Origin of the sequence: Lactobacillus sp. S2-2 (assembly GCF_021698855.1) — a bacterium.
Classification (GTDB): Bacteria; Bacillota; Bacilli; order Lactobacillales; family Lactobacillaceae; genus Fructilactobacillus.
Map to the genome: position 1 here is coordinate 122,174 of NZ_WWFA01000011.1, position 26,403 is coordinate 148,576.

The following is a 26,403-nucleotide window of genomic DNA, read 5'->3' on the forward strand; positions in this document are numbered from 1 at the left end:
GTTGTCATGGTTGTTAATTTACAAAATGGACTTTATAAAAAAGAATCAAAATGGATTAATCAATTTATGATTAATCCTCTTAAAATTTTAATTTTAAATTTGATGCCGAATAAAAAGGAAACCGAAAAACAGTTTATTGACCTTTTTAATAAAGTTAATGAAAATATTGAAATTAGTTTTTTGTATTTAAAATCACACAAGTGTAAAAATATTAATCAATATTTATTACAGCAGAATTATTTTTGTTTTGAACAAATAAAGAATAAAGAATTTAATGGAATGATTATTACTGGAGCGCCAGTTGAAAAATTGGATTTTGATAAGGTAGATTATTGGAAAGAGTTGATAGAAGTAAGAAATTGGGCAAAAGATTCAGAAATTAAAACAATTAATGAATGTTGGTCCGCTCAAGCAGCTTTATTTCAAGATTATCAAGTAAGAAAAGAAAATTTAGATAATAAAATTTTTGAAATTTCTAAGGGTTTGGTTTTTGATAAGAATAATGAATTAATGAGTAATATTGATGAAATATCGATGCCTCAATCTAGAAATTCAAGTTCAATTTTTATTAATGATGGTGAAAATAAAAGCAGTTTAAAAGTTTTAATGAAGGATCAAAGAGATAGTCCTTTAATTGTACAATCAAAAATATTTAATCAAATTTATATAATGGGACATCCAGAATATGATACAAAGCGATTAGATATTGAATATAAAAGAGATATGTTAATAAATAATAAAACTATTATGCCAACTAATTATTATGATAATAATGGGAAAATATTAAATACATGGTCAAAAAATAGTATTAAATTATTTAGTAATTGGGTTAGTTTAATTGAAAGATAGTGTGATTTAAATGAAAGAAATAAAAATTGGGCTGTTAGGATTTGGAACGGTTGGAGAAGGTTTTTTTAAAAAATTAAAAGCTAATTTACAAAAGATTGAGAATGAATTCTTAATTTCAATTAAAATTACGGATATAGCAGTTAAACATTTAGAAAAATATCAAAATAATGAATTACTTAAAAATATTAAATTAACTAATAATTATAAAGAGATAATTAATAATTCAAAAATTGATTTAATTATTGAATTAATGGGTGGTTTTGATGAAGCTTATGATGCAATAAAGAATTCCTTAAAAAATAGCAAAAATGTAATAACTGCAAATAAAGAAGTTTTAGGTGATAAGCTTTATGAATTACAAAATATTGCAGGTGAAAATAAAGTTAATATTTTTTTTGAAGCAAGTGTTGCAGGTGGAATTCCAATCATTAAAACTATAATAAATAACTTTAAATATGATGAAATAAAGGAAATTTCTGGTATTCTTAACGGCACTTCAAATTTTATTTTGACAAAAATGATTGATGATAATCAAAGTTATAATGAAGCATTAATTGAAGCTCAAATGCTGGGTTATGCTGAAACAAATCCTAAAAGAGATGTTTTGGGATTAGATATTGAGTCTAAATTAAGAATATTAAGTTTACTTTCATTTGATTTTGTTATAAATGAACAAATTGAAATAAAAGGTATCGATGAAGTTAGATTAATTGATTTGAAAATTGCAGAAAAGTTAGGTTTAAAAATTAAATTAATTGGTTCAATTAGTAAAATAAGAAATCAATTATTGTTTGAAGTTAGTCCAAGAGCAATACAAAAGGATACTTATTTTTTTAATATAAATGGAGTAATTAATGCTATTAGTTTAACTAATCAAAAAAATGATCATTATAATTTTTCCGGGCCTGGAGCAGGAATGGATGCAACTGCTCAGAGTGTTTTTAGTGATTTAATATCATTTTTAAAGCAAAAAAATAATTATTTAAATAAGCAAAATAGTAGTAATTATTTAGAAGTCAATAAATTAAATTTGCTGAGAAGATATCTAATTATTTCAAAGACACGGGATGATTATTCTATTGAAATAACTTCTAATATTATAGAAGATGAATTTCTTATAGAAGGTTACAAGGCAATTATAACTAAAGAGATAGATCTAAATAAAATAAAAATTAAAAATTTAAAAGTATATCCAATTGAATAAAGGAGATGGTTAAAATGTGTTCCAATGATAGAAGGATTGATACAATTTTAGCTCAAGCTGGTAATCGAGTTGATCAAGAAACTGGAGCAATTTCAATGCCGTTATATTTTTCAACAGCCTTCAGACATCAAGGATTGGGTGAATCAACTGGATATGATTATTCTAGAATGAATGAACCAACACGAAAAGAGTTAGAAAAAGTGTTGGCAATTATGGAAAACGGAAGTCATGCATTTGCTGTAACTTCTGGAATGGCAGCAATTCAACTTGTCTTTACCCAATTTAAAATGAATGATCATATAATTATTTCAGATGATTTATATGGAGGATCGTATCGTTTCTTTGATTTGTTAAAAAGTAATTATCATTTGAAATTTAGTAAATGGGATGGTAAAAACTATGAAAAATTAGAGACGATGATTAATGAGTATAATCCTAAGGCAGTATGGATTGAGACACCATCTAATCCATTAATGAAAGAAATTGATATTCAAAAAACGGCACAGATTGTTCATCATAATGAAGCTCAATTAATCGTAGATAATACATTCTATACACCATTGATTCAAAAACCATTAAATTTAGGTGCAGATATTGTTGTACATAGTGCTACTAAATATTTATCTGGACACAATGATTTACTTTCAGGAGTTGTAGTTTGTAAAAATGAAAAAATAGCTGAAGTATTAAATTATAATTTAGTTACAATTGGCTCTAATTTAGCACCATTTGATTCATGGTTATTAATCAGAAGTTTGAAAACTTTACCTTTAAGATTAGAAAAGCAACAAAACAATGCACAAAAATTAGTAGACAATTTACGTCAACAAAAATATATTAGTAATGTATTATATCCTGGCAAAGGTGGAATGATTAGTGCTTATTTTACGCAAGAAATTAATGTTGACAAATTTTTGAGGAGCTTGTCAGTATTTTCATTTGCTGAAAGCTTAGGTGGTACAGAGAGTTTAATTACTGTTCCAGCAATTCAAACACATGCAAATTTGAGTGATGAAGAAAAAATTAAGACAGGAATAACTAATAACTTAATTAGAATTTCATGTGGGGTTGAAAATGAGAAAGATTTGATTCATGATTTTAATCAAGCACTAAGTGAATCTAAATTATTATGAACTAGGAGAAAATTATATGACCAAAAATAGTTTTTCAGATATGACTAAAGCAATTAAATCAACAACCAAACCAAATAAAGAAACAGGAGCAGTTAATCCATCAGTTGAAATGTCTTCAACCTTTGAACAAAAAGATTTTGATAATTTTGGTAAGTGGGATTATTCAAGGAGTGGGAATCCTACAAGAGATGTTTTAGAAGAAAGCATTGCAGAATTAGAAAATGGATCTAGAGGATTTGCTTTTGCAACTGGTATGGCAGCAATTTCGACAGCTTTATTAACCCTGAATCAAGGTGATCATATTATTTTAACGGAAAATGTTTATGGTGGAACCTTTAGATTAGTAACCCAAGTACTAGTTAAATATGGGATTGAATATGATTTTGTTAATTTAAGTGATAATAAGGCATTAAAAACTGCATTTAAAGAGAATACAAAAGTTGTTTATGCAGAAACTCCTTCAAATCCAACTTTACAAATAACTAATATTAAAGAAGTTGCTGAAATTGCTCATCAAAATAATGCAAAGCTATTTGTTGATAACACATTTATGACTCCAATGTTACAAAAACCATTAGATTTTGGTGCTGACTTGGTAGTACATAGTGGGACTAAATTTTTAGCAGGTCATAGTGATATTTTGGCGGGATTAATTGTTACTAAAGATGAAAAATTAGGTGACCAAGTTTACTTTTTACAAAATTCAATGGGTGCAACATTGGGAGTTTCGGATTGCTTTTTACTTTTACGCGGTATTAAAACATTAGGTGTAAGGATGGAAAAAGAATCTCAAAGTGCATTGCAACTTGCAAATTGGTTAGAAAAACAATCAATAGTTAAGAAAGTATATTATCCAGAATTAAATTCTTTTGAAGGACATAACATTCACAATCAACAAGCTAAATCAGGAGGCGCAGTTCTTTCATTTGATTTAGGAAGTGAAGATCATGTTAGAAAGCTAGTTGATAATATTAAAATTCCAATTTTTTCTGTTTCACTTGGAGCAGTTGAATCGATTATTTCTTATCCACCTAAAATGTCACATGCCGAAATGGATCGAAATGAAAGATATGAACGAGGCATTACGGATGGATTGATTAGATTATCAGTTGGTTTAGAAGATATTGATGATTTAATAGAAGATTTAAAAAATTCATTTACAGAAATAGAAAAAGATCTCTAATTAGAGATCTTTTTTATTATTTAATTTAATTAAAATTGGAGAAATAATAGTTGTTAAAACAATTGTCATAATGATAACTGAATAAATATCTCTAGTTATTAAGTTTGAACTTACACCAATTTGAGCAATAATTAGAGCCATTTCACCACGAGAAATCATGCCTATTCCAACTAAATTAGCATCATTAAAATTTAGTCCAGTTAATTTTGCACCTAATCCACTACCAATCCATTTAGTTATAATTGCTAAAATTGTCATTATAATTAAAATATTCCAGTCATTTAAAATACCATCAAATTTTATTTCTAATCCAATTGAAACAAAGAAGATAGGAATAAAAAAATTGTATCCAATTTGTTCAATATTATTAGTAATATTTTTTACATTAAATACTTTAGAAATGGATAATCCAGCAAAAAATGCTCCTAGTACAGTACTTAAACTAACTAAATCAGCTAAAAAGGACATTCCTAAACACAATGATAATGCGGTAATTGTTGAAAAGTAGGTATAATTAAATTTTTGAACTAATTGCATTAACTTTGGTCCAATAAACTTTACAACAAACATTATAAAGATTAAGAAGATTATTTGTATAAGAAAAGTAATCCAGATATTTTGTGAGTTATTTTTTGATCCAAAAATTGAATTAAATGAACTTAGTAAAACTATCGAAATAATATCATCAACAATTGCTGCACCTAAAATAGTAATTCCCGCAATTGAATCTAATTTTTTATATTCTTTTAAAACCTCAACAGTTATTGAAACTGAAGTAGCTGAAAAAATAATTCCAAGGAAAATAGCATCTTCAAATTTTAAATTTATAAATTCTCCATAAATGAAAAAAATAAATAATGGTAGAATTACCCCTAACATTCCAACAAGTAATGATGGCTTAAAAAATTTTTTTAATTTATCAATATCACATTCAATACCAGCTAAGAACATTAGTAGAATAACTCCAATTCCACTGAAAGTTGATAAAGAATGTTGATTTACTAAGTTGAATAATCCTGGTCCAAGAATTATACCAGATACTATTTGTCCAACTACAATGGGTAATCCTATTTTTTTCCCTAGTTGTCCCATAATTAACGATATGAATAGAACTAAAAAAAGTGTTCCTAATATTTCCATACTTACCTCCAAAAAAAAGTGGAGATTGCCCTATATGACAATCTCCACTAAACTAACTATTTAATTAGTATTAATTATATCATATATTTTTGTCTTATGATAAGTTTGAAATTAAAAGATTGGAGTGATTTAAATTGTTTAAAGTAAGAAAGATTGAAGAAAAAGATAATCAAGTAATGAAAGAAATAATTCAAAAATCATTAAAAGATTTTGATTTAGATCAACCAGGAACTAGTTATTATGATCCACAATTAAATAATTTATTCGATTTTTATAATCATGAAAACCGAGATTATTTTGTATTTGTTGATGAAGATGATAATGCTTTAGGTGGAAGTGGATTTGATGAATATGATGGTAAAGTAGCTGAATTACAAAAAGTTTTTATTTCAAAAGAAGCAAGAGGACATAAAGCTGCTTATCAATTAATCAATCAAGTTATTAAAGCAGCAAAAGAAGATGGATATAATAAACTCTATTTAGAAACTAGTAGTCGATTGAAGGCAGCAGTTCATGTCTATGAAAAAATGGGATTTAAAAAATTAGATGGTCCACTAAAAAATGCAAATCATAGTCTAATGAATCTATTTTATATTAAAGATATTTAAAAATTAAACTTATTTAAAGAAATTATTTGTGTTATATTTAACATTGTCAACTTTTTAAGTGAAAGGGAATGTAAATATGAATATAATAATTGGATTATTACCTGCTTTACTTTGGGGAGTAGGACCACTTCTTGCCTCCAAAATTGGTGGTAAAGCAATTAATCAACTAGTTGGTGCTGCTTATGGACAATTTTTGGTTGGAATTGTAATTTACTTGTTCACAAGACCACAAATTAGTTTTTATGATTTTCTTTGGCCATTTCTTGGAGGAGCTGCTTGGTCTGTTGCCCAGCTTTTCCAATTTATGTCATTTGAAAAAATGAACGTTTCTACTGCAATGCCAATTTCTACTGGTTTACAGTTAATTGAAATACCACTTGCTGGTGTTATTTTCTGGGGTGATTGGGGATCTCCAGAAGCTAAATTACTTGGATTTATGAGTATTGGTTTATTAATTATTGGAACTTGTTTTACATCATTTAAAGATGGAACAGTTGAAAGACCTAAAATGGATTATAAATCTGGATTAACATTACTAATTGTTGGTTCATTCGGATATACTGCTTGTTCTGTTTTTCCAAATATAACTCATGTTTCAGGATTAGTTGGATTGATGCCACAAACTCTTGGAATGGGCTTAGGTGGATTAATTTTAGGATTATTTATGCAAATTAAAGATAAAGAAAAAGTATTATTTACAAACTTTACCTTAAAATCAATTATTATAGGTCTTGCTGGAGGATTAGGAACTTTGGCATATTTAACATCATTAAATCTTAATGGAGTTGCAAATGCATTCCCATTAACACAAATGAATGTTGTAGTTTCAACAATTGGTGGAATTTTAATCCTAAAAGAAAGAAAAAACAAAAAAGAACTTACTTTCACATTACTTGGTCTTGGTTTAATTATCGTGGCTGCAGTTATAATTGGTGGATTAAGTAAATAAAAGATGTTTGTTTTAAACAAACATCTTTTTTATTTGTGGTTTTTTTATTAAATTTTAGTCTATGGAATACCTTTTATAATGATAATTATTTAAAATAATAGTATAATAACTTAAAATTATTTTTAAAACAGGAGGGATCTAATTGGATAGTGACTCGTTTTATTATGAGCCGGTACATTATTTTCTTATAATATAAATTAAGTAATTGAAATTAATAAACAAATACTTATATTTATATAGAAGGAAGATAAAATGAATACAAAAAAAGATTTTCAATTAACAGAAGACGAATTATTAAAAAAATATAATATAAAAGAAATTGAACAAGGAATTTCCAATCATCAAGCACAAGAAAAGTTAAGAGTGAATGGATTAAATAAAATTGAATCGCAAAGGACTCCTAAATGGAAGTTATTTTTATCACAATTCAATAATTTAATTACTTATATTCTTATTTTTGCAGCTTTGATTACTTTATTTTTACAACATATTTCAGATTCAATTATCATTGCAATCGTAGTTGTTGTTAATGTATTGATAGGGTATTATCAAGAATCTAATGCGTCAGACGCGTTAGAAAAAATTAAAGATATGTTATCAACAACGGCTACTGTTTATCGTGATGGCACTAGACAAGATATTCCAGCTGAAGAAGTTGTTGTTGGTGATGTGGTATTTATTGAAGCAGGAGATAATGTTCCAGCGGATTTAAGATTGGTAGAAGTCGATAATTTAACAATCCAAGAATCTGCTTTAACGGGAGAATCTGATTCAGTAGAAAAGACTACTGAAAAATTAGATGATAGTAGTTTATCTACTGGTGATAAAACTAATTCTGCCTTTGCATCAACTTCAGTAACTGGAGGTAGTGGGATTGGAATTGTTACAGATACTGGTTCTACCACTGAAATTGGTAAAATATCTGTTGATGTTGGAAATACTAAGAGTAGAAAAACTCCATTAATGAAAGAATTAGATGGATTAGGGAAAGGAATTTCTTATTTAATTATTGGAGTTTCAATTGCACTATTTATTTTTGGTTTATATTTACAAATTTATTCATTACCGGTACTTGCTTTAGCAATTGTAACGATGATTGTTGGTGCTTTACCTGAAGGATTACCAGCAACAACTTCTGTAGTTCTTGCATTAGGTGTTTCTGATATGGCTAAAAACAAGAATACGATTGTGAAAACATTACCTGCTGTTGAAACATTAGGTTCAGTTGATGTTATTGCAACTGATAAAACTGGTACTTTAACTAAAAATGAAATGACCGTTAAAAATCTTATTTTAGATGATGTTTCTTATGAAGTTTCTGGTAGTGGTTACGAACCAGTAGGTAATATTAAAGGTGTTGATAAAAATAATGAAAATAAACATTTAAAATTATTTTTAAATTCAGCTTTTCAAGCTAACGATACTGTTTTATCTAATGAGGATAATCGTTGGGAAATAAATGGTGAACCAACTGATGGAGCTTTCTTAACTCTATTTTATAAATACTATGATTATCCATATGAACCAGATTATGAAGAAGTAGATATGCTACCTTTTGATTCTGATTATCGTTATATAGCGAAATTAGTTAAAGATGAAAATGGAAATAAAAAATTATTTATTAAAGGTTCTCCAGATAAATTATTTGAAATGGCTAAAAATAGTAATGAAGAATTTGATTTGAAATATTGGAATGAAAAAGTTACTACTATGTCATCTCAAGGTCAACGTGTTGTTGCGGTTGGCTATAAAGATGTTGATGATTCAGTTAATGAGATAACTCATGAGTTTTTGGAAAAGGGAATCAGTTTCTTAGGATTAGCTGGAATAATTGATCCACCAAGAGAAGAAGTTATCGATGCATTAAAAACTATGAATCAAGCTGGTGTTAATGTAAAAATGATAACTGGTGATCATCCTAAAACTGCTAAGGCAATTGGAGAAAAATTAGGATTAGCTAAAGAAATTAATGTAATTACTGGTGCTGAATTAGATGCTATGTCTGATGAAGAGTTTAAAAAAGCAGTAGTTGAAAACCAAGTATTTGCAAGAACAACACCAACTAATAAGATGGATATTGTTAAGTTTTTGCAGGAAAATGAAAAGGTTACTGCGATGACTGGTGATGGTGTAAATGATGCACCTGCTTTAAAGCGTGCTGATATTGGTGTAGCTATGGGAATTGAAGGTACTGATGTTGCAAAAGATTCTGCTGATATGATTTTGACAGATGATAATTTTACTACTATGTCATCAGCTATTAAAGAAGGTCGTAGAATTTATGACAATATTAAGAAGAGTATTTTATTCTTATTACCAACTTCATTTGCTGAAGGATTAATTGTTGTATTTACAATATTGTCACAACAAGAAATGCCTTTACAGCCAAGTCAGTTATTGTGGATTAATATGGTATCTGCGATTACAATTCAATTTTCCTTTATTTTTGAACCTGCTGAAAAAGGTATTATGAAAAGAAAGCCACGTAAAAGCGGAAAAAGTTTGTTAAATAAACATGATGTTTTTCAAATGATATATGTTGCTGTCTTAATAGCATTAATCGGGTTATTCTCATATGATTGGTTAATGGACCAAGGAGTAGGTCAGACTATTGCAAGTACAATGATGGTTAATATTGTTATTTTAGGTAAGATTTTCTATCTATTTAATATTCGTACAAAAGAATATGCTTTATCAAATGAATTTTTTACAAATAAAAAAGCATTTTTAATTATCGGAATTATGATGTTACTTCAATTTGCATTAACATATATTCCATTTATGCAATCAGTATTTAAGACAGGTCCAATGTCAATGCTTGAATGGATAATTTCAATTGGAGCTGGAATAGTTATTTTATTAGTAACAGAATTTGATAAATTTATACGAAAACAAATAAATAAGAAAAAATAAAGAGATGCTTTTAGCATCTCTTTTTATTAAAAAGGATTTATTTGTTTATTTTAATGCTTTATTATATAAAAGTTAGGAGTTTTTTATATGATTAAAGATAGAGTTGTCGAATTTAAAGAGATTGAAGATAATATTAACTATGTTAATTGTAAATTTATAAATTATGACCATGATATTAATATTTCTGATGTTATTTTTGATAATTGTTTGTTTGAAGATAATGATTTTTCTGGTAGTGAATGGTTAGATATTACTTTTAATAATATGGATTTATCAAATAAGAATTTTAATGAAAGTATTATTTATCGCAGTAAATTTAATAATTGTCGTATGACAGGAATTAGTTTAATTGATACAAGGTTAAAAAGTGATGATTTTAGCAAATCACAATTGGATTTTTGTAATTTTAGTGGATCTAAGTTAAATGAATTAAATTTCTTTGAGTGTTCATTAAATGGAATGTTATTTCAAGAAGTGGAGCATCAAAAAAAGATTAATTTTGATAAATGTAGTTTAAATGATACTTCATTTATTAATACAAAGATGAATCAGATTGATTTATCTACTAGCTATTTTGATAATATTGAATTATCAATTGAGTTAATTAGAGGAGTAACTATGAATTCAGCACAATTAGTTTTAATTGCTGATTATTTAGGAATTTATTTGAAATAAAAAAGACTTTTGGGATTATTTTAATCCTTAAAAGTCTTTTTTAATTATTTAATTTTAAATGTAGAATTGGATAATCATTTCCTTGTCCATCAGTTTCTGATTCATCATATTGTTCAAAGCCATTTTTTAAATAAAATTTAGTAGCATTAGTATTATCTTTATTAACATCTACATATTTTATTTGGTCTTGATTAATTAATTGTTGAATGATTTTTGATCCTAATCCTTGTTTAAAGAAATTTGGATGTAAAAATAGCATTTCTAATTTATCATCATCAATACCAGAAAATCCAATTATTTCATTATTATTTAACCAATAGTTTCCGTTTACTTGTTTTAAATAAAAAGGAAGATTTCTTTTGATTTCTTCTTTATCTTGTTGTTTTAAAAAGTCATGAGTAGCTGTTACGGATTCTTCCCATATATTAATAGCTAATTCATAATTTTGCTCGTTTATTTTTTGTTTTGTTAACATAATTTATCCTTTCTACTTAAATAACTGTCTTTAATTATTTTATTAGTTTTATTTAAATAAGTATATATAAATTAATTTAAAAAAATATGAATTATCAGAGCTTATGTAACAAAATTGTAATCAATTTATGCTATTTTTAGAGGGTACCTAAATTTTAATTAGGAGTCCTTGTATGTCAAAATATAGAATTAAATGGATTGACATTGCAAAAGCAGTTGGAATAATTGCGGTTGTTGTAGGTCATGCATTACATCCACTTCGTGGGGATGATCATCAATTAATTAATACTATTTATTCATCTATTTATTGGTGGCATATGCCATTATTTTTTATTTTAAGTGGATTCTTTCTAAAACCATTAGAAAGAAATTTTGAGTCATTTAAACACTTTATTAAAAAAAAGGTATTACCTAATATAAAAGATTACTTTTTATATGGAATTATTTTAGTATTTTTAAGTCATTTTTTAAGATCAGAAGAATGGTCATATACTTTTAAAACATTAGGTAAACTGGTTTATGGTGGAAGAACATTAACTGACGAACTTACAGTTTTTTGGTTTATAAACGTTCTCATTATTACTACTGTAGTTGTAACTTTATTAATTTCTTATGTTAAAGATGTTAGAGTCCAATTTTTTATTAGTATTATGATGTTTACATTAGGTGTTTCATATAAAGAAATAGGATTTTTTAAATTTGAATATATGCCATGGTCACTGGATCGAGTATTATTAACTACTTTTTGGATGTTATTAGGATATTATTTATTTAAATATTATCCGGCCATTAAGCATAAGGGAATCATTTTAATGAGTGGATTGAGTTTATACGCATTGTTCTTTGTTTTAAAATATCAAGGAATTTTAGTGTTCGGATTATACATTAAATCTCACAAGTTACATAATACATTCCTTATTTTTTATGCGTCAGTATTGTTTTGTTTAACTGTATTTATTTTATCCGATAAACTTCTTTCTAAGATACCAATTATATCTGGGATGTTAGCATTTTTGGGTAAATTTACAATTCCGATTATGTATTTTCATAAAGCAGTTTTTGATTTAGTTGATTTTATGAAATTAGATAGCAATCAAACTTTAATTTGTATTGTATTTGGGTTATTATTACCGTTATTTGCATATTTTATAATTAAAAAAATAATGAATCAATTTAAACCAATTGAAGTTTAATTTGAATATTAAAAGACTTATCTATTAAGATAAGTCTTTTTTATTTGTCACTAAATTAAAATTTACATTCATTTTTATTAATGTTATCGTAATAAATAATTTATTAAAAATTGTTTTTTAATTTATACATAAGTTAAAACTTAAAAAATATATAATTAATAATAAAAAATCATTTTAATTAAAAATTCAGTTATTTTAATTATTAAAAAGAAAATGAGGTGAGTATTTGAAATTATTAATAGATTTAGGTTTTAAGATTTTTTTAACGATTAATAATTTATGGCTTATAACTGTTTTAGTTTTAAATTTTGCTTTAAGTTATATAACAGATAGTGTATTTATATATTCATTATATGTTCTAAATATATTTACTTTAGCTCTATTATTATTAAGCATTCTATTTAATCATAAATCCGCTATATTTATTTCATTTATAAATATTATAATTTCAGCATCGTTAATATTTTTATTAGGTTCTTTTTGGATAAATATTTCAGGATGGTCTTTAATATCATCTATTATTTGCTTTATCTATTTAATTTTAAAAAGATAGACAATAAGACCATATCTTTATAGAGGCTTACTAAATCCCTTAAAAATTAACTTATTTAGAATAAAAATCAATCACTATTACTTATAGAAAACCTTTCTAACAGCTAAATATTAATTAATAAGGATATATAATATGAAAGAAATAATTAATATAACTTTTAAAACGATTTATTTCACTATAATTATAGGTACAAATATTCTTGTGGCTTATGGATCATTACTAGAAATTCCATTTTTTATAGATTCACATTTTAAAGAAGGTACTTCTATATTTATATTATTTATAATGGCAATGATAAATATAATTATATTCTTATGTAATAATACAAAGATAAATTTCATAATGGTAATAATAAACCTAGGTTTAATTCCTTTGTTCTATTCGGTTAAAACTATGCCTACTATTAAAGGGAATTTTCAAGTTATTATAATTATGTATATAATATGTACTTTAATATCTTTAATAAAATTTTTAAAAAATAAATTTTATTAGTCTACATTTTTATAGTTGAATTGAGCTTTGAAATTCAATATATGTCATGAATAAAAACAAGGACTAAAAGAAAAATGCAGCTATAAATTAGTTGCTCTTTTTAGTTGCATTATATTGAATAAGTATAAATTTATGTGATAATACTTATATATAATTGGGGATAGGCATGAATATTCATGATTATGTAAAAAAGAATTATGAAAAGGATGAATATGATTCTTTTGAAAAGCAATATAGTGATAGAAATTATTATAAGAATAAGCAATATTATGAAAATGAATTTAGTGATAATTCAAATGATTTTCAAAAAGGTTATAATCAAGCAAAAAAAGATTATCAAACAAGCAATAAATTTAGACACTATCCTAGAATATTCTTGAAGTTTGTTAACTTTATAATTTTTAACAAAATGAAAGAGATCATAGACTTCATAGATGGATATACATATTTTAAACAAAAAAACAGTCACTAATTATGATTTTTTTTATTTTTGAGTAAATTTGTAATTGATATATTAATAATAAAATATTTACTACTATTTAATGATATTAAATTTATATTAAAAGCAAACAAAAAGCTGATATAACAACGATTATTATCGAAAATTATATCAGCTTTTTTCTATCAATGGAGTCGGCGGGATTTGAACCCGCGTCCGAGCATATCGCCACCTGAACGTCTACATACATAGGATAATTATTTAAGTTTCACTAAGCAAAACGCCATTAACCAAGGCAGACATGATTAGCTAATCTGATTAGTCTCTTCTTGTTACTTCAGATGGGAGCAATAAGCGTAATCCCAATTAATTATAGGACCCAGGAGTGAGCCTTGGGAGAACTCGTCTGGATCTCCGCTAAGCGCTTATTAGGCAGCTAATGCGAAATTGTTTGTATTATTTTTTGCAGTTATAATTTAAACTGTACGATTTAACGTATCGCCATACGGTATGCAATTCAGATTCGAACTATACCCGTCGAATCCATAACGACCCCATAATTATTGCAACTGTTATATTACCACTAGTTGCGAATAATTTCTAGTTGTTTAAATCAAGTCAAAGTGTTTTAACCCATTTACAATTCCATGATCAGTATGATCAGTTGTAATAAACTCAGCATATTTTTTAACTTCATCTAATCCATTACCCATTACTACAGCATGGTCAACGTAATTAAGCATTGGAATATCATTATTACCATCACCAAAAGCATAAGTTGGAATTCCTTGTAAATTAGCATTTTCAATTAATTGATTAATTCCAGTACTTTTTGATGCATCTTTTTTTACAATATCAATACCATATGGAGAATTTCTAAAGAAAGTTAATTCAGGAAATTTATTCATATATTCGTTATCTAAATTTTCATTCATAACAATCATCATATAGGTTGGGTTTTCATGCCAATATTCTTTAGTTACAACTTCTGGTACAATTGCATGAACTCTCTCAAAAGATTTAAAAGCAGTTGGATCATCATGAGTTGTGATACCACTTCGTTTATCATTATATAAAGCAACAGAGTTATTATTTTCATTTGCAAAGTCAACTAAGTTGTCAATTAAATTAGCATCAATTGAATTTGTGAAAATTTCTTTTCCTTCAAACATTCCATAGTCACCATTAGCTGCGATTACAGTATTTATTTTAGAATCTTTTAAAGTTTCATCCAACTCGAAAAGATTTCTTCCAGTTGCGATAATAGGTAATCCATTATTATTTCTGATTTCATCGAGCGCATTAGCAACTTCATTATTTATTTTAGAGTTTTCATCGAATAAAGTTTTATCCAGATCGAAGAAAACTAAATAATCATACATATTAATACCTCATTTCATTTAATTATTTTATTATAACTTGATTTATTAAGTCTATCTTTATAAGCCTTTTCACGTTACAATAATACTTGATATTGGGAACGAATAAAAGGGAGAAACTATGCGAAAAATTGAAATAACCGGTGATGCAGCCAAAAAATTTGAAGGTGGATATCCATTAATAAGTCTAAAAGACTTAAATAATTCTGACGATTTTAATGAAGGACAATTAGTTAGTTTAGTTAAAAATGAACATTTTGTAGCTTCAGCTTATTTTGGAAAACAAAATACTGGAATTGGATGGGTTTTAAGTCGTAAAGAAAACCAAGAAATAAATCAACGTTTCTTTGAAAGAATTTTTACAAATGCTTTTAATAAAAGAAATGAGTTTTTTGAAGAAGAACTTGAAATTTTTAGATTATTTAATGGACAAGGTGATAATCTTGGTGGAATAACCGTTGATTACTTTAACGGTAATGTCTTAATAAGTTGGGATAATCAAGGTATCTATCAATACCGTTCAATGATTATTAAAGCTATTACAAATTCATTAACTGAATATAGTAATTTATATGATGTTAAAAAATTTGAATCCAATATTACCATCAATGCATTGAATCATTATTCTATCGATCCAAAGGAACAAATTATAGCTAGTGAAAATACAATTAAATTTCCAGTTAATTTAGATGGGAACATTAATACTGGAATTGATGTAATTTATCGTGATATTAGAACAGATTTGAAAGATAACTCAAGTAATAAAATGGCATTAAATTTATTTCATAATCAAACAGGATTTGTAGGTGCAGAAATTAGTGGGGGAACTTTAAAAACTACTAATGTTGATTCATCTAAGAAGACAATTGATGAATTAAATGATTTATTTGAAAGTAATCAAATGACTGCTGGAGCACAAGAAAATCGTAGTATGGATGTAATGGGTTATTTAGACTATGCTCAAAAGCATGAATTAAAATTTGATTTAATTACAATTAAAATACCAATGTTTTTTAAGAGTAAAAAAGGAAACTTCCAAATTAAAAAAGATTTGAATTCTTTATTAGAAAAAATAATTAAAATTGCAGCTTCAAATGCAGATATTTATTTTGTAGTTGATACACCTAATTTTTCAATGAAAAAACTAAATTATGCAATTAAAGATGTTATGGCTAAGCAAAAATATGACATTATAAAGAAATATATTGCACCTGATGATTTTACAATTGATTCTGAATTTCGTGATACAGGTAATTTAAATGCAATTTGGATTAAATTAAAATAAAAAAGAGCTATTATAGCTCTTTTTTTATTTGATTAATTTTTCTTTTTGTAAAAAGTTATGAGCAACTTGATTAGCTTTTTGATGTTTAATTGTTACTAAGTAATTCATATTTTGCATATCTTTATTTGAAATTTTATCTTTAAGCTTATTTAAATTTTTAACAATTTTAGGATTATCTTTGGAAAATTCTTTATTCATTAGTGGAGCTCCTTGATAAGGAGGGAAGAATTTCTTATCATCTTTTAAAATAACTAAATTATATTGTTTAATTTGCGGATCAGTTGTATAAGCGTCTGTAATATCAATCTTTTTGTTTGCTAAAGCTTGATATCTTAATGATGATTCCATTACTTTAACAGATGTAAAATGCAAATCGTATCGTTTCTTTAATCCAGGATATCCATCGACTTGATTTGAAAAATCAGTATCAAAACCAGCTTGTAAATTACTATGCATTTTTAAATCTGAAATATTGTGTAAATTGTATTTTTTAGCAACAGATTTTTTAACAGCAATCCCGTAATTATTTTGATATTTCATTGGATTAAGATAGTCCATTTTATATTTTTCTGATAGCTCATTTTTTGCTATTTTATAAGTTATTTTGGGATTATGACTAATTGAATTGTCTTTTACAATTGTTTGCAAAACGGTTCCAGTAAATTCTGGGTAAATATCAATATTGTTATTTTGTAATGCTTTAAATAAGAAGGTTGTTCCACCAAAGTTAGGTTTAGTTATGACTTGTATATTAGGGTCATTATTTTTGATTAATTCTTTATACATATTGATTAAAATATCAGGTTCTCCACCAAGCTTTCCAGCAATTGTGACAGTTTTTTGTTGGCTATTTTTAATAGAAGAATAACCAGTTAATCCAATTATTAAAATAATAAAAATAGTTAAGGTGATTAATACTTTTTTTAAAGAAATTTTGCTTAATATTTTAATTAAAAGATTAGCCAAAATGGCAAGAATAGCTGATAAAATTGCTCCAACTAAAAGTGCATTATTATCATTGCTTTGTATTCCAGATAGGATGAAAGTACCAAGCCCACCACCACCGATAAGAGCAGCTAAGGTAGTTGTACCAATAATCATTACTGTTGCAATTCTAATTCCTGAAATAATTGAAGGAAAGGCAAGTGGAAATTGAATTTTAAATAATTTAAATCGTTTGGAAATTCCAAGTGCTTCTGAAACCTCAATTAAATTAGGATCAATATTTGTTAAACCAGTATATGTATTTTGAAATACTGGCATTATTGCATATGCTACTAATGCGATAATTGCTGGTAGTTTTCCAATTCCAATGAATGGAATTAAAAGTCCTAGGATGGCTAAACTAGGAATGGTTTGTATAATACTAGCTAAGTATAAAATCAAATTAGCAATTTTTGAATGATTAATTAAGATAACAGCTAAAGGAATTGCAGTAATTACTGTAATAAATAGAGCGATTAATGCAATTTCTAAATGTTGTAAAAGAGCATTTAAAATTGAATGTTGGTTATTTAAAATATAATTTAATAATGATTTCATTTTTAGATACCTCATTTATTTGCAAGATAGTTGATTAAATCATTACTAGTCAAATATCTATTTTCTACTTTAATTACAATATCTGGATTTTTTGATATTTCTTTTGCCCAATCGTTTATTGTTTGATATTTATCTAATGCCTCGATTGTTTTATTTGGTTTTATATCAGTTCCATATTTTTCTTTGACAACTTGATTCATATAATCAATATGTTTAACGTTGTCGGAAATAAATTTTTTAATAAAATTATTATTTGGAGCTGCCATAATTTCTTTAGGAGTACCAATTTGTTGAAGATTTCCTTCTTTAATAATTGCAATTCGATCACCTAATTTTACAGCTTCATTCATATCATGTGTAACGAATACAAAAGTAGTATCTAATTTATGATGTAATTTTAGAATTAAGTCTTGTAGTTGTGTTTTAGATATAGGATCTAATGCGCTAAAGGGTTCGTCCATTAATACAATTGATGGATTTGAAGCTAAAGCTCTAACAATTCCAACTCTTTGTGCTTCACCACCTGATAATTCATTTGGCATTTTTGACATAAATTTTAAAGGATTTAATCCAACCAAATTTAATAATTCTTCAATTCTCTCTTGTTGCTCTTTTTTGTTCCATTTTAAATTAATTAATTGAATTGCTGAGTTTTCAAATACATTCATATTTGGAAATAAAGCACTTGATTGAAGTACATATCCAATATTGTGTCTTAATTGATTAATATTGATGTTTTGTAAATTATTATTGTTAATTAAAATTTCACCACTAGATGGTTTATTTAACTGATTAATCATTTTTAAGAGAGTAGTTTTACCTGAACCTGAAGGTCCAACTAAAATAAATAATTCGTTAGTTTTAATTTGTATGGAAAAATCATTGATAATAGTTTTATTATTAATAATTTTTTTTACGTGGTTAAATTCAATCATATTTAAGTACTTCCTTTTTATAAAAAAACGCTACAATTAACGATGCTTAATTGTAACGTTTTTCAGATTAATTTCATAAGATTATTTTATTTCTTGGATTAATCTTGAATTAATAAGGTATTTTATTTCATATTTGTAAGTTAAATCCTTGAGAAAATGTGCTAGTTCATCATCTTCCAAAGTTACTTCATTGATTAATCTCATATAGTTATCTTTTTCTTCTTTTGTGCATTTCTTTTTAAAATAACCCCAAACATGTTGGTAAGTATTTTTTAACGAACTAATAGTGGGAGTTAAGTGTTCAGCCTCAGAAATTAATTCTTGATATTCTTTTTCCTTTTCATCATTCCAATTATTATTACTAGCGAGGTTTCTAATTTGATTATACATGTTTTGTGATTTGGACATTACATAATACTTATTATATGCCCAGTCATTTTGCCATGAATTCAAAGTAACACCACCTTAATTAATTTTTGGTATTTATTAAGTCTTTTATTTTTTGAGGATTAATAACAAAATAAAAAATCAAGAAAATTACAGCAGCAATTATTGCATCAACTGATCTGCCTTTGATAATTAAAAACAATGAGAAGATTAATCCTACTACAGGAATCCAAAAATTTATGAATGCTTCTTTTCCAATGATCTTTTTAATATAATTATATGTTGAGATTATCGATTGCTTTGATTTTGAAATACTGTCTGAAGAAGGTAATTTAATATTTTTAACATCATCTAGTTGGTGTAGATTTAAAATGATATAAAATATTATGAAGACAATTGCACTTGTAATACCTTTTTCTAAAATATTAAATACGATAATTAAAATTGTTGTAACTAATCCAATTAAAGGAATCCAAATCTTTAAGAAGGTATTTAGATCAAAAATATTTTTAAATTTTTGAATTATTGATTTTGAAAAAGTTAATGAATTCTCTGCTAGTTCTTTTGGTTGTTTTTCTTTTTGATTAATTATATAAATAGAAATATAAAAAGCAATAAAAATTATTGCAGCTAGAATTGCTTTAAAAGATCCTTTGGCAAATAATAAGCTCAAAGAAATAATTAATCCTAAGATTGGTAGCCAAATGTTGATTATTTTTTCCATATTAAATATATTCTTCATTATTAATCTTCCTATCTTAATAAATTTTTTATAAATTAATTATATCAAATATCTTAAAACACTAAACAAATTTGAATTGAGGTATATTTATGGAATGGTTTGAAAAAAGTAAAGAATTAAATGATTATTATGTAAATGAGTGGGGGAAAGTGATTAAAAATGATGATCAGTTATTTGAAGCATTAACACTAGAATCCTTACAAGCAGGATTGAGTTGGGAGATTGTTTTAAAAAAACGGGATGCATTTCGAAAAGCATTTTATGATTTTAACATTAACCCAATTATCTGATAACTATGTGGACGGATTATTAAATAATGATCAATTAATTAAACATCGAGCTAAATTATCAGCTATTGTAAATAATGCAAAGGTTATTAAAGAAATTCAATTAGAATTTGGTTCTTTTTATAATTATATTTGGAGATTTACTAATTTTAAGGTGGTTAAAAATTATTATAATGATTTTTCTGAAATACCAAGTAAATCAGATCTTTCAAATAAATTTGTTAAAGATTTAAAAAAAAGAGGGATTAATTTTTTTGGACCAGTAACATCTTATAGTTTTTTGCAAGCAATAGGAGTTATCCAAGATAAAATAAAATAACTTTAAATAATATAGTATACTGAAAAAATATAAAAGGGGTTTAATTACATATATGAATATTGAAAAGGTAAGATTTTGAAAAATGGTGATTTACTCTTTATAAGTGATAGAAGTAATTTATTTTCTAAATTAATAATAAAAAGTACATCTGAAGTATTTTCTTATAATCATGTTGCAATCCTTTATATTGATTATGATAATAATTTTAATGTAATTGAATCAATACCAAGTAGGGGAGTTATAAAAAGATCTTTGGCTGAATTTATAACTGATAATGTTGAATATGAGATAGATTTATATAGAGTGAAGATAAAATTTAACGATAAAGAAGTTATAAAAAATGCTTTTAAGTTTTTAGGTGAACCTTATAATAATACTTTTACACAAAATGGTAATGGTTTGTATTGTTCTGAATTGATTATTAAGTCTTTTGCTAATGAAAATATTTTTAAACCTATTAAATTACAATTTGGTAAAGACAAAGAGACATTAGATAGTTGGACTAAATATTATGAGGAATATAATATGAAGATTCCATTTAATGATTTAGGAAGTAGTCCAAATTCTTTAATAAAAAGTGATGCAATTCGATTTGTTGAAAATATAAATAAAAAGGCTACTCATTGAGTAGCCTTTTTTTCTTTTTGATTATATTCGTATTTTAAAAGATTGGGTATACTGGGATCGAACCAGTAGATTACGGATTCAGAGTCCGTTGCCTTACCATTTGGCGAATACCCATTAACAATTGTTAATCTTATTACTAAAATTGATTGATGTCAATTTGACAATCAATTAATTAAAGCGTAGTCTTAGTCATTGTTAATGCCCGGTGGTCAAACTGGTTTAAGACGTCGCCCTCTCAAGGCGGAGTTACGAGTTCGAGTCTCGTTCGGGTAATAAAAAAAGCGTTCTTGTTAAAGAACGTTTTTTTAGTATTGATAAATTTCTAAATTGTTTTCTGATTCTGTGAAATCGACGTTAGGATATTTTTGCTTTAAAGCACTGAATAAAATACGTTTAGCTAAATTTCCATTACGAGCTAGAACAGGTCCATGAAAATAAGTACAGTAGGTATTTTTGTAAATAGCACCTTCAAAATTATCAGTTCCATTATTACCGTTACCATTAATAATATCACCAAGTGGTCTTTCATCTTTTCCTGTAAAGGTAATTCCTTGATGATTTTCAAAGCCTTTATATTCTTGACCAGTTTCTTCATTTTTGATTAAAACATTTCCAATGAATCGATGATTATCTTGTTGTTCAGTATGATGGTCTAATGCACCAATTCCTGGTAATTTATTTCCATCAGCATCAATGTAGTAATGACCTAACATTTGATATCCACCGCAAATTGCAATCATATTTCCATTATTTTCGATGAATTTAGTTATTTCATTTTTTTTATTAGTTAAGTCTTTGGCAACGACACTTTGTTCAAAATCTTGACCACCACCAAAGACAGCAATATCATAATCTTCAGCTTTAAAATTTTCTTCTAGACTTACTATTTCAGATGTTACTTCGACACCAATTTGTTTTCCATAGTATTTTAAAGCAATGATATTTCCAATATCACCATAGGTGTTCATTAAATCACCATATAAATGTGCAATTTTTAAAGAAAGTGTCATTATCCCATTCCCCCATCAATATAACCTTTATTTGCAAGAATTTTTCTCATTTGAAGCATTGCAGTATAAGTGGCTAATACATAAACTTTTTTGGTTGGTAATGAAGTTATTTGATCAACAACTTTATTAATATCAGGTTCAACGATATGTTTTTCTGAAGGAATACCAGCGGCTTTTAATCTAAAAGTGATGTCTTTATATCTTTGACCACCAGTAATAAATTTACTGATATTCATATCATTTAACCGTTCAAATTCACCATCCCAAATCCAACTTGTATCAATTCCATCAGCATAGTTAGCATTTAAAAGACCTACAAAAGAAAATGGGTCTTTTTCTTTACTAATTAAATCAATTACTTGATTTAAACCAACTGGATTTTTAACTAAAACAATTGTTATTTTTTTATCTTTAATTTGAATTTCTTCTTGTCTACCAAAAACTCGTTCGTTTTTTTGAAAAGCATTTTTAATTTGATCTTTTGTAATATCAAATTCTCTACCAATCGAATAAGCAGCTAAAGCGTTGTAGATATTATAAGTTCCACCAACTTTAATTTCATAAGAAAAATCATCGATATCAAAATTAGAACTAACTGGTGTCATTTCATTAATTTTGGTTAATTCATATTTTAATTGTGGACGTTTGAAATTACAATTAGGACAGAAAAAATCACCTAAGTTTCCATATGTTATTTCATGAAAGTGCATAATATGATGACAAACTGGACAAACAACCCCGTCGGTATTAGGTGAAGCTTTCATATCAATATTAGTATTTTCATTCTTAAATCCATAAAAAATTTGTTGATTACTAATTTCTTTTGAATTAAAAATTGAAGCATCACCATTAGCAATTACTTTTGCTTCAGGTGCAAGTTTAATTCCATCTAATATTTTTTGATAAGTTGTGTATATTTCACCATAACGATCAAGTTGATCACGGAAAATATTAGTTAAGACAAAATATTTAGGTTTAATGAATTTAACGATTTTCTCAACGTTTGCTTCATCAACTTCTAGAACAGCAAGATTTTTTTGATTTTTTGATCTTTTTTTATCTTTAATAAATGTTGAAACAATTCCTTGTTCCATATTTGATCCAGTTGGGTTAGTTAGAATATTGTCGTATTTTTCTTTTAAAGTTTGTACAATTAATGCAGTTGTTAAAGTTTTACCATTTGTACCAGTAACAATTACTACATCATATTGCTCACCAAAATGTGATAAAATATTTGGATCAATTTTAGTTGTTATTTTACCTGGAAGGGAACTTCCTCCTTTAAAGAAATTATGTAAAACCCAATATGAAGATTTTCCCATGAATGTTGCAAATTGACTTCTTAATGACATGGTAATTCACGCTCCTAGTGATATTATTCGATTAATGTATTGCTATATTTTAGCATAATTAAATCTTTATGTATTTTAATTGACTATATATTAACTAAAAAATAAAAAATCATAAATAAGCATGCAACTTTTGTTATAATTAGATATAATATGATTGTGTAAATACGTTTAGAAAGAGTGATTTTTTTGGCACAATTATTTTTTAGATATGGTGCAATGAATAGTGGTAAAACCATTGAAATAATAAAAGTTGCTCATAATTATGAAGAACAAGGAAAGTCTGTAATTATAATGACTAGTGCAGTTGATACTAGATCTGAAGGCGACATTGTGGAATCAAGAATAGGTTTAAAAAGGCCTGCAATTTCAATTAAAGAAGATACAAATATTCATAATTTATTTTTAGCTAATGCTGAAGTGATTGGTAAAAAAATAAGTTGTATTCTAGTTGATGAAGCTCAATTTTTAAAAAGACATCATGTAGTCGAATTAGCTAAAATTGTAGATAAATATAATATTCCAGTAATGACATTTGGATTAAAAAATGATTTTCAAAATCATCTTTTTGAAGGTTCTGAAGCATTACTTTTATATGCAGATAAAATTGAAGAAATGAAGACTATTTGTTGGTTCTGTGAAAGTAAAGCAATTATGAATTTAAGATTTCATGATGGGAAACCAATTTATGAGGGTGATCAAGTACAAGTTGGTGGAAATGAATCTTATTATCCAGTATGTAGAAAACATTACAATCATCCAGATATTAAAAAATAAAGGAGAAAACAATGGCCGATATAGATAAAATTTTTAGTCGATTACAATCAGTAGCAGATCGTTATAGTGAATTAAATGAACTTATTTCTGACCCTGATGTAATCTCTGATACAAAAAGATTTATGAAATTATCTAAAGAAGAAGGAAGTTTGAGAGAAACTGTAGATACTTATCATAAATATCAAGAAGTTGTTTCACAATTAGATGATAATGAAGAATTATTAAGAGAAAAATTGGATCCAGAGATGGATACAATGGTAAAAGCAGAAATTACTGATTTAAAAGAGCAAAAAGATCAATTGGAAGAACAATTAAAGATTATGTTAATTCCTAAAGATCCTAATGATGATAAAAATATTATTATGGAAATTAGAGGAGCTGCTGGTGGTGATGAGGGTAGTTTATTTGCCGCAGATCTTTATGACATGTATATTCGTTATGCAGAACAACAAGGTTGGAGTACTCAAGTGATTGATTCAACTGCAACTGAAGTTGGTGGATTTAAAGAAATTGCAATTATGATTAATGGTGATAAGGTTTATTCGAAACTTAAATACGAAAATGGGGCACATCGTGTACAAAGAGTGCCCTCAACTGAATCTGCTGGACGTGTTCATACATCAACTGCAACTGTTGGTGTAATGCCAGAAGAAGAAGATGTTGATATTACGATTGATCCAGCTGATGTTAAAACTGATGTTTATCGTGCATCTGGTGCCGGTGGACAACACGTTAATAAAACTTCTTCTGCGGTTAGAATGACCCACTTGCCAACAGGAATTGTGGTTGCAATGCAAGATGAAAGATCACAACAACAAAATAGAGAAAAAGCTATGAAGGTTTTAAAGGCTCGTGTCTATGATTATTTTGCACAACAAGAACAAGATCAATATGCGGCTGAAAGAAAGTCTGCAATTGGTAGTGGTGATCGTTCAGAAAGAATTAGAACTTACAACTTCCCACAAAATCGTGTAACTGATCATCGTATTGGATTAACCTTAAATAAATTGGATAAAGTAATAGCTGGTGATTTAAATGAAATAATTGATGCTTTAATTGTTTCTGATCAAGCTAAGAAATTGGAAGAATTAAATGAATCAGAAATGTAATTCGGAAATTATTTTTTCATATTTAAAAAAATGGGAAGAAAAAATTAGTAATGTTGATCTTAATCCTGAAGTAGCATCAATGTTTATCTTGAATTACTTTCATTGGAGTCAAGCTCAGTTATTAAGTCATTATCGAGATACTTTGGATGGTAATGATTTAAATAAATTAAATGAACAATTAACAAGATATATTAATGGAGAACCAGCTCAATATATAATCAAAAAAGCTTATTTTTACGGAAATGAGCTTTTTGTTAATCCAAAAGTTTTGATTCCAAGGCCAGAAACTGAAGAATTGGTTGATTTAATCTTAAAAGAACATCAAGAAGATTCTCTAAAAATTTTAGATATTGGAACAGGTAGTGGAGCGATAGCAATTAGTTTAAAGAAAGAGCGTCCTAATTGGGAGGTTTTTGCTGCAGATATTTCATCTGATTCTTTAGAAATAGCTCAGTTAAATGCTGATGAAATTGTTGATTCAAAGATTAATTTTTTTAAAAGTGATGTATTTGAATCAATAAATATTTATGATTTTGATTTAATTGTCTCTAACCCACCGTATATTAGTTTTGATGAAATTGATTTAATGGATAAAAGTGTAATGCAATATGAACCTCATCTTGCGTTATTTGCTGAAAACAATGGTCTATATATTTATGATAAAATTTTGAAGCGAAGTTCCAATTATTTAAAGTCAGATGGAGAAATATATTTTGAAATAGGATTTAATCAAGCTAAATCATTAAAACATTTAGCTAACCAATATTTAACTAATAGTAGAGTAGATGTTTTTCAGGATATTAATGGAACAGATCGAATCGTTCATATTAAACTAGAAAGAAGTAATTAA

General features: G+C 26.5%; 24 protein-coding genes, 2 tRNA genes, 1 other RNA gene and 1 pseudogene. 17 read left to right on the forward strand and 11 right to left on the reverse strand.

Annotated elements, in window-relative coordinates:
- The first annotated feature begins 6 nt into the window (after window positions 1-6).
- Genes GSH19_RS06245 through GSH19_RS06260 form a run of 4 tightly spaced genes read left to right on the forward strand, consistent with a single transcriptional unit; the run spans window position 7 to window position 4,369 of the window.
- The gene (locus tag GSH19_RS06245; protein WP_237027233.1) at window positions 7-849 is read left to right on the forward strand and encodes a homoserine O-succinyltransferase; all 843 of its coding nucleotides are present in this window, start codon (window positions 7-9) and stop codon (window positions 847-849) included.
- A gap of 10 nt (window positions 850-859) precedes the next feature.
- The gene (locus GSH19_RS06250; RefSeq protein WP_237027234.1) at window positions 860-2,053 is read left to right on the forward strand and encodes a homoserine dehydrogenase; all 1,194 of its coding nucleotides are present in this window, start codon (window positions 860-862) and stop codon (window positions 2,051-2,053) included.
- A gap of 14 nt (window positions 2,054-2,067) precedes the next feature.
- Window positions 2,068-3,186 (forward strand): PLP-dependent transferase, encoded by a 1,119-nt coding sequence (locus tag GSH19_RS06255; RefSeq protein WP_237027235.1) that lies wholly within the window; start codon window positions 2,068-2,070, stop codon window positions 3,184-3,186.
- A 16-nt stretch (window positions 3,187-3,202) separates the two neighbouring features.
- Window positions 3,203-4,369, forward strand: coding sequence for an aminotransferase class V-fold PLP-dependent enzyme (locus GSH19_RS06260; protein WP_237027236.1), 1,167 nt, complete (start codon window positions 3,203-3,205; stop codon window positions 4,367-4,369).
- Here GSH19_RS06260 and GSH19_RS06265 read toward each other — a convergent pair whose 3' ends face one another.
- The gene (locus GSH19_RS06265) at window positions 4,370-5,509 is read right to left on the reverse strand and encodes a cation:proton antiporter (protein ID WP_237027237.1); all 1,140 of its coding nucleotides are present in this window, start codon (window positions 5,507-5,509) and stop codon (window positions 4,370-4,372) included.
- A gap of 134 nt (window positions 5,510-5,643) precedes the next feature.
- Here GSH19_RS06265 and GSH19_RS06270 point away from each other — a divergent pair, with 134 nt between their 5' ends.
- The 4 genes from GSH19_RS06270 to GSH19_RS06285 all read left to right on the forward strand — a co-directional run bounded on the left by GSH19_RS06270 (window position 5,644) and on the right by GSH19_RS06285 (window position 10,654).
- The gene (locus tag GSH19_RS06270) at window positions 5,644-6,117 is read left to right on the forward strand and encodes a GNAT family N-acetyltransferase (RefSeq protein ID WP_237027238.1); all 474 of its coding nucleotides are present in this window, start codon (window positions 5,644-5,646) and stop codon (window positions 6,115-6,117) included.
- A gap of 76 nt (window positions 6,118-6,193) precedes the next feature.
- Entirely contained in the window at window positions 6,194-7,066 is an 873-nt protein-coding gene (locus GSH19_RS06275) for a GRP family sugar transporter (protein WP_237027239.1), read from the forward strand.
- 252 nt (window positions 7,067-7,318) lie between these two features.
- Window positions 7,319-9,979 (forward strand): HAD-IC family P-type ATPase, encoded by a 2,661-nt coding sequence (locus tag GSH19_RS06280; RefSeq protein WP_237027240.1) that lies wholly within the window; start codon window positions 7,319-7,321, stop codon window positions 9,977-9,979.
- An 87-nt stretch (window positions 9,980-10,066) separates the two neighbouring features.
- Window positions 10,067-10,654 (forward strand): pentapeptide repeat-containing protein, encoded by a 588-nt coding sequence (locus tag GSH19_RS06285; RefSeq protein ID WP_237027241.1) that lies wholly within the window; start codon window positions 10,067-10,069, stop codon window positions 10,652-10,654.
- Between the two features lie 40 nt (window positions 10,655-10,694).
- Here the strand turns inward: GSH19_RS06285 and GSH19_RS06290 are convergent, their stop codons facing one another.
- A complete protein-coding gene (locus GSH19_RS06290) occupies window positions 10,695-11,129 on the reverse strand; it encodes a GNAT family N-acetyltransferase (protein ID WP_237027242.1) in 435 nt (144 codons plus the stop codon).
- A gap of 172 nt (window positions 11,130-11,301) precedes the next feature.
- On the opposite strand from GSH19_RS06290, the gene GSH19_RS06295 reads away from it, so the two are divergent.
- Together GSH19_RS06295 and GSH19_RS06300 are read left to right on the forward strand one after the other, a co-directional pair.
- The gene (locus GSH19_RS06295; RefSeq protein WP_237027243.1) at window positions 11,302-12,321 is read left to right on the forward strand and encodes an acyltransferase family protein; all 1,020 of its coding nucleotides are present in this window, start codon (window positions 11,302-11,304) and stop codon (window positions 12,319-12,321) included.
- Between the two features lie 1,211 nt (window positions 12,322-13,532).
- The gene (locus tag GSH19_RS06300; RefSeq protein WP_237027244.1) at window positions 13,533-13,838 is read left to right on the forward strand and encodes a hypothetical protein; all 306 of its coding nucleotides are present in this window, start codon (window positions 13,533-13,535) and stop codon (window positions 13,836-13,838) included.
- Between the two features lie 153 nt (window positions 13,839-13,991).
- Here GSH19_RS06300 and ssrA read toward each other — a convergent pair.
- Both ssrA and GSH19_RS06310 read right to left on the reverse strand, forming a co-directional pair.
- Window positions 13,992-14,361, reverse strand: a transfer-messenger RNA (tmRNA) gene (ssrA, locus tag GSH19_RS06305).
- Between the two features lie 52 nt (window positions 14,362-14,413).
- A complete protein-coding gene (locus GSH19_RS06310; protein WP_237027245.1) occupies window positions 14,414-15,187 on the reverse strand; it encodes a Cof-type HAD-IIB family hydrolase in 774 nt (257 codons plus the stop codon).
- A 118-nt stretch (window positions 15,188-15,305) separates the two neighbouring features.
- On the opposite strand from GSH19_RS06310, the gene GSH19_RS06315 reads away from it, so the two are divergent.
- Window positions 15,306-16,469 (forward strand): class I SAM-dependent methyltransferase, encoded by a 1,164-nt coding sequence (locus GSH19_RS06315; protein ID WP_237027246.1) that lies wholly within the window; start codon window positions 15,306-15,308, stop codon window positions 16,467-16,469.
- 24 nt (window positions 16,470-16,493) lie between these two features.
- On the opposite strand, the gene GSH19_RS06320 is transcribed toward GSH19_RS06315, so the two are convergent.
- The 4 genes from GSH19_RS06320 to GSH19_RS06335 all read right to left on the reverse strand — a co-directional run bounded on the left by GSH19_RS06320 (window position 16,494) and on the right by GSH19_RS06335 (window position 20,075).
- Entirely contained in the window at window positions 16,494-18,011 is a 1,518-nt protein-coding gene (locus GSH19_RS06320; protein ID WP_237027247.1) for an ABC transporter permease/substrate-binding protein, read from the reverse strand.
- Between the two features lie 11 nt (window positions 18,012-18,022).
- Window positions 18,023-18,946 carry an ABC transporter ATP-binding protein gene (locus tag GSH19_RS06325; protein WP_237027248.1) on the reverse strand — a complete coding sequence of 308 codons (924 nt, stop codon included), beginning with the start codon at window positions 18,944-18,946 and terminating at the stop codon, window positions 18,023-18,025.
- A gap of 81 nt (window positions 18,947-19,027) precedes the next feature.
- Window positions 19,028-19,399 carry a YbgA family protein gene (locus GSH19_RS06330; RefSeq protein WP_237027249.1) on the reverse strand — a complete coding sequence of 124 codons (372 nt, stop codon included), beginning with the start codon at window positions 19,397-19,399 and terminating at the stop codon, window positions 19,028-19,030.
- Between the two features lie 16 nt (window positions 19,400-19,415).
- Window positions 19,416-20,075, reverse strand: a complete 660-nt coding sequence (locus GSH19_RS06335) for a hypothetical protein (RefSeq protein ID WP_237027250.1) — start codon at window positions 20,073-20,075, stop codon at window positions 19,416-19,418.
- A gap of 89 nt (window positions 20,076-20,164) precedes the next feature.
- Between GSH19_RS06335 and GSH19_RS06340 the strand changes: the two are divergent.
- Both GSH19_RS06340 and GSH19_RS06345 read left to right on the forward strand, forming a co-directional pair.
- A pseudogene (locus GSH19_RS06340) lies at window positions 20,165-20,681 on the forward strand (DNA-3-methyladenine glycosylase I).
- 75 nt (window positions 20,682-20,756) lie between these two features.
- Entirely contained in the window at window positions 20,757-21,308 is a 552-nt protein-coding gene (locus GSH19_RS06345; RefSeq protein WP_237027251.1) for a YiiX/YebB-like N1pC/P60 family cysteine hydrolase, read from the forward strand.
- A 42-nt stretch (window positions 21,309-21,350) separates the two neighbouring features.
- Here GSH19_RS06345 and GSH19_RS06350 read toward each other — a convergent pair.
- Window positions 21,351-21,422, reverse strand: a tRNA-Gln gene (locus GSH19_RS06350).
- 85 nt (window positions 21,423-21,507) lie between these two features.
- Between GSH19_RS06350 and GSH19_RS06355 the strand changes: the two genes are divergently transcribed.
- Window positions 21,508-21,581: transfer RNA gene (locus tag GSH19_RS06355), tRNA-Glu, on the forward strand.
- Window positions 21,582-21,613: 32 nt separating this feature from the next.
- On the opposite strand, the gene GSH19_RS06360 is transcribed toward GSH19_RS06355, so the two are convergent.
- Together GSH19_RS06360 and GSH19_RS06365 are read right to left on the reverse strand one after the other, a co-directional pair.
- On the reverse strand, window positions 21,614-22,318 hold the full coding sequence (locus GSH19_RS06360) for a type 1 glutamine amidotransferase (RefSeq protein WP_237027252.1): 705 nt from the start codon (window positions 22,316-22,318) through the stop codon (window positions 21,614-21,616).
- Window positions 22,318-23,670, reverse strand: coding sequence for a Mur ligase family protein (locus GSH19_RS06365; RefSeq protein WP_237027253.1), 1,353 nt, complete (start codon window positions 23,668-23,670; stop codon window positions 22,318-22,320). The genes GSH19_RS06360 and GSH19_RS06365 overlap by 1 nt, the downstream gene beginning before the upstream one ends.
- Window positions 23,671-23,856: 186 nt before the next feature.
- Between GSH19_RS06365 and GSH19_RS06370 the strand changes: the two genes are divergently transcribed.
- Genes GSH19_RS06370 through prmC form a run of 3 tightly spaced genes read left to right on the forward strand, consistent with a single transcriptional unit; the run spans window position 23,857 to window position 26,403 of the window.
- Window positions 23,857-24,444, forward strand: a complete 588-nt coding sequence (locus GSH19_RS06370) for a thymidine kinase (RefSeq protein WP_237027254.1) — start codon at window positions 23,857-23,859, stop codon at window positions 24,442-24,444.
- A 20-nt stretch (window positions 24,445-24,464) separates the two neighbouring features.
- Entirely contained in the window at window positions 24,465-25,553 is a 1,089-nt protein-coding gene (gene prfA, locus GSH19_RS06375; RefSeq protein ID WP_237027345.1) for a peptide chain release factor 1, read from the forward strand.
- Entirely contained in the window at window positions 25,537-26,403 is an 867-nt protein-coding gene (prmC, locus tag GSH19_RS06380; RefSeq protein WP_237027255.1) for a peptide chain release factor N(5)-glutamine methyltransferase, read from the forward strand. Before prfA ends, prmC begins: the two co-directional genes overlap by 17 nt.

Excerpts from the sequence above, each read along its gene's own strand:
- GSH19_RS06245 (WP_237027233.1), top strand. The coding sequence starts at position 7 with ATGGTTGTTAATTTACAAAATGGACTTTATAAAAAAGAATCAAAATGG.
- GSH19_RS06250 (WP_237027234.1), top strand. The coding sequence starts at position 860 with ATGAAAGAAATAAAAATTGGGCTGTTAGGATTTGGAACGGTTGGAGAA.
- GSH19_RS06255 (WP_237027235.1), top strand. The coding sequence starts at position 2,068 with ATGTGTTCCAATGATAGAAGGATTGATACAATTTTAGCTCAAGCTGGT.
- GSH19_RS06260 (WP_237027236.1), top strand. The coding sequence starts at position 3,203 with ATGACCAAAAATAGTTTTTCAGATATGACTAAAGCAATTAAATCAACA.
- GSH19_RS06265 (WP_237027237.1), bottom strand. The coding sequence starts at position 5,509 with ATGGAAATATTAGGAACACTTTTTTTAGTTCTATTCATATCGTTAATT.
- GSH19_RS06275 (WP_237027239.1), top strand. The coding sequence starts at position 6,194 with ATGAATATAATAATTGGATTATTACCTGCTTTACTTTGGGGAGTAGGA.
- GSH19_RS06280 (WP_237027240.1), top strand. The coding sequence starts at position 7,319 with ATGAATACAAAAAAAGATTTTCAATTAACAGAAGACGAATTATTAAAA.
- GSH19_RS06285 (WP_237027241.1), top strand. The coding sequence starts at position 10,067 with ATGATTAAAGATAGAGTTGTCGAATTTAAAGAGATTGAAGATAATATT.
- GSH19_RS06290 (WP_237027242.1), bottom strand. The coding sequence starts at position 11,129 with ATGTTAACAAAACAAAAAATAAACGAGCAAAATTATGAATTAGCTATT.
- GSH19_RS06295 (WP_237027243.1), top strand. The coding sequence starts at position 11,302 with ATGTCAAAATATAGAATTAAATGGATTGACATTGCAAAAGCAGTTGGA.
- GSH19_RS06300 (WP_237027244.1), top strand. The coding sequence starts at position 13,533 with ATGAATATTCATGATTATGTAAAAAAGAATTATGAAAAGGATGAATAT.
- GSH19_RS06310 (WP_237027245.1), bottom strand. The coding sequence starts at position 15,187 with ATGTATGATTATTTAGTTTTCTTCGATCTGGATAAAACTTTATTCGAT.
- GSH19_RS06315 (WP_237027246.1), top strand. The coding sequence starts at position 15,306 with ATGCGAAAAATTGAAATAACCGGTGATGCAGCCAAAAAATTTGAAGGT.
- GSH19_RS06320 (WP_237027247.1), bottom strand. The coding sequence starts at position 18,011 with ATGAAATCATTATTAAATTATATTTTAAATAACCAACATTCAATTTTA.
- GSH19_RS06325 (WP_237027248.1), bottom strand. The coding sequence starts at position 18,946 with ATGATTGAATTTAACCACGTAAAAAAAATTATTAATAATAAAACTATT.
- GSH19_RS06335 (WP_237027250.1), bottom strand. The coding sequence starts at position 20,075 with ATGAAGAATATATTTAATATGGAAAAAATAATCAACATTTGGCTACCA.
- GSH19_RS06360 (WP_237027252.1), bottom strand. The coding sequence starts at position 22,318 with ATGACACTTTCTTTAAAAATTGCACATTTATATGGTGATTTAATGAAC.
- GSH19_RS06365 (WP_237027253.1), bottom strand. The coding sequence starts at position 23,670 with ATGTCATTAAGAAGTCAATTTGCAACATTCATGGGAAAATCTTCATAT.
- prmC (WP_237027255.1), top strand. The coding sequence starts at position 25,537 with ATGAATCAGAAATGTAATTCGGAAATTATTTTTTCATATTTAAAAAAA.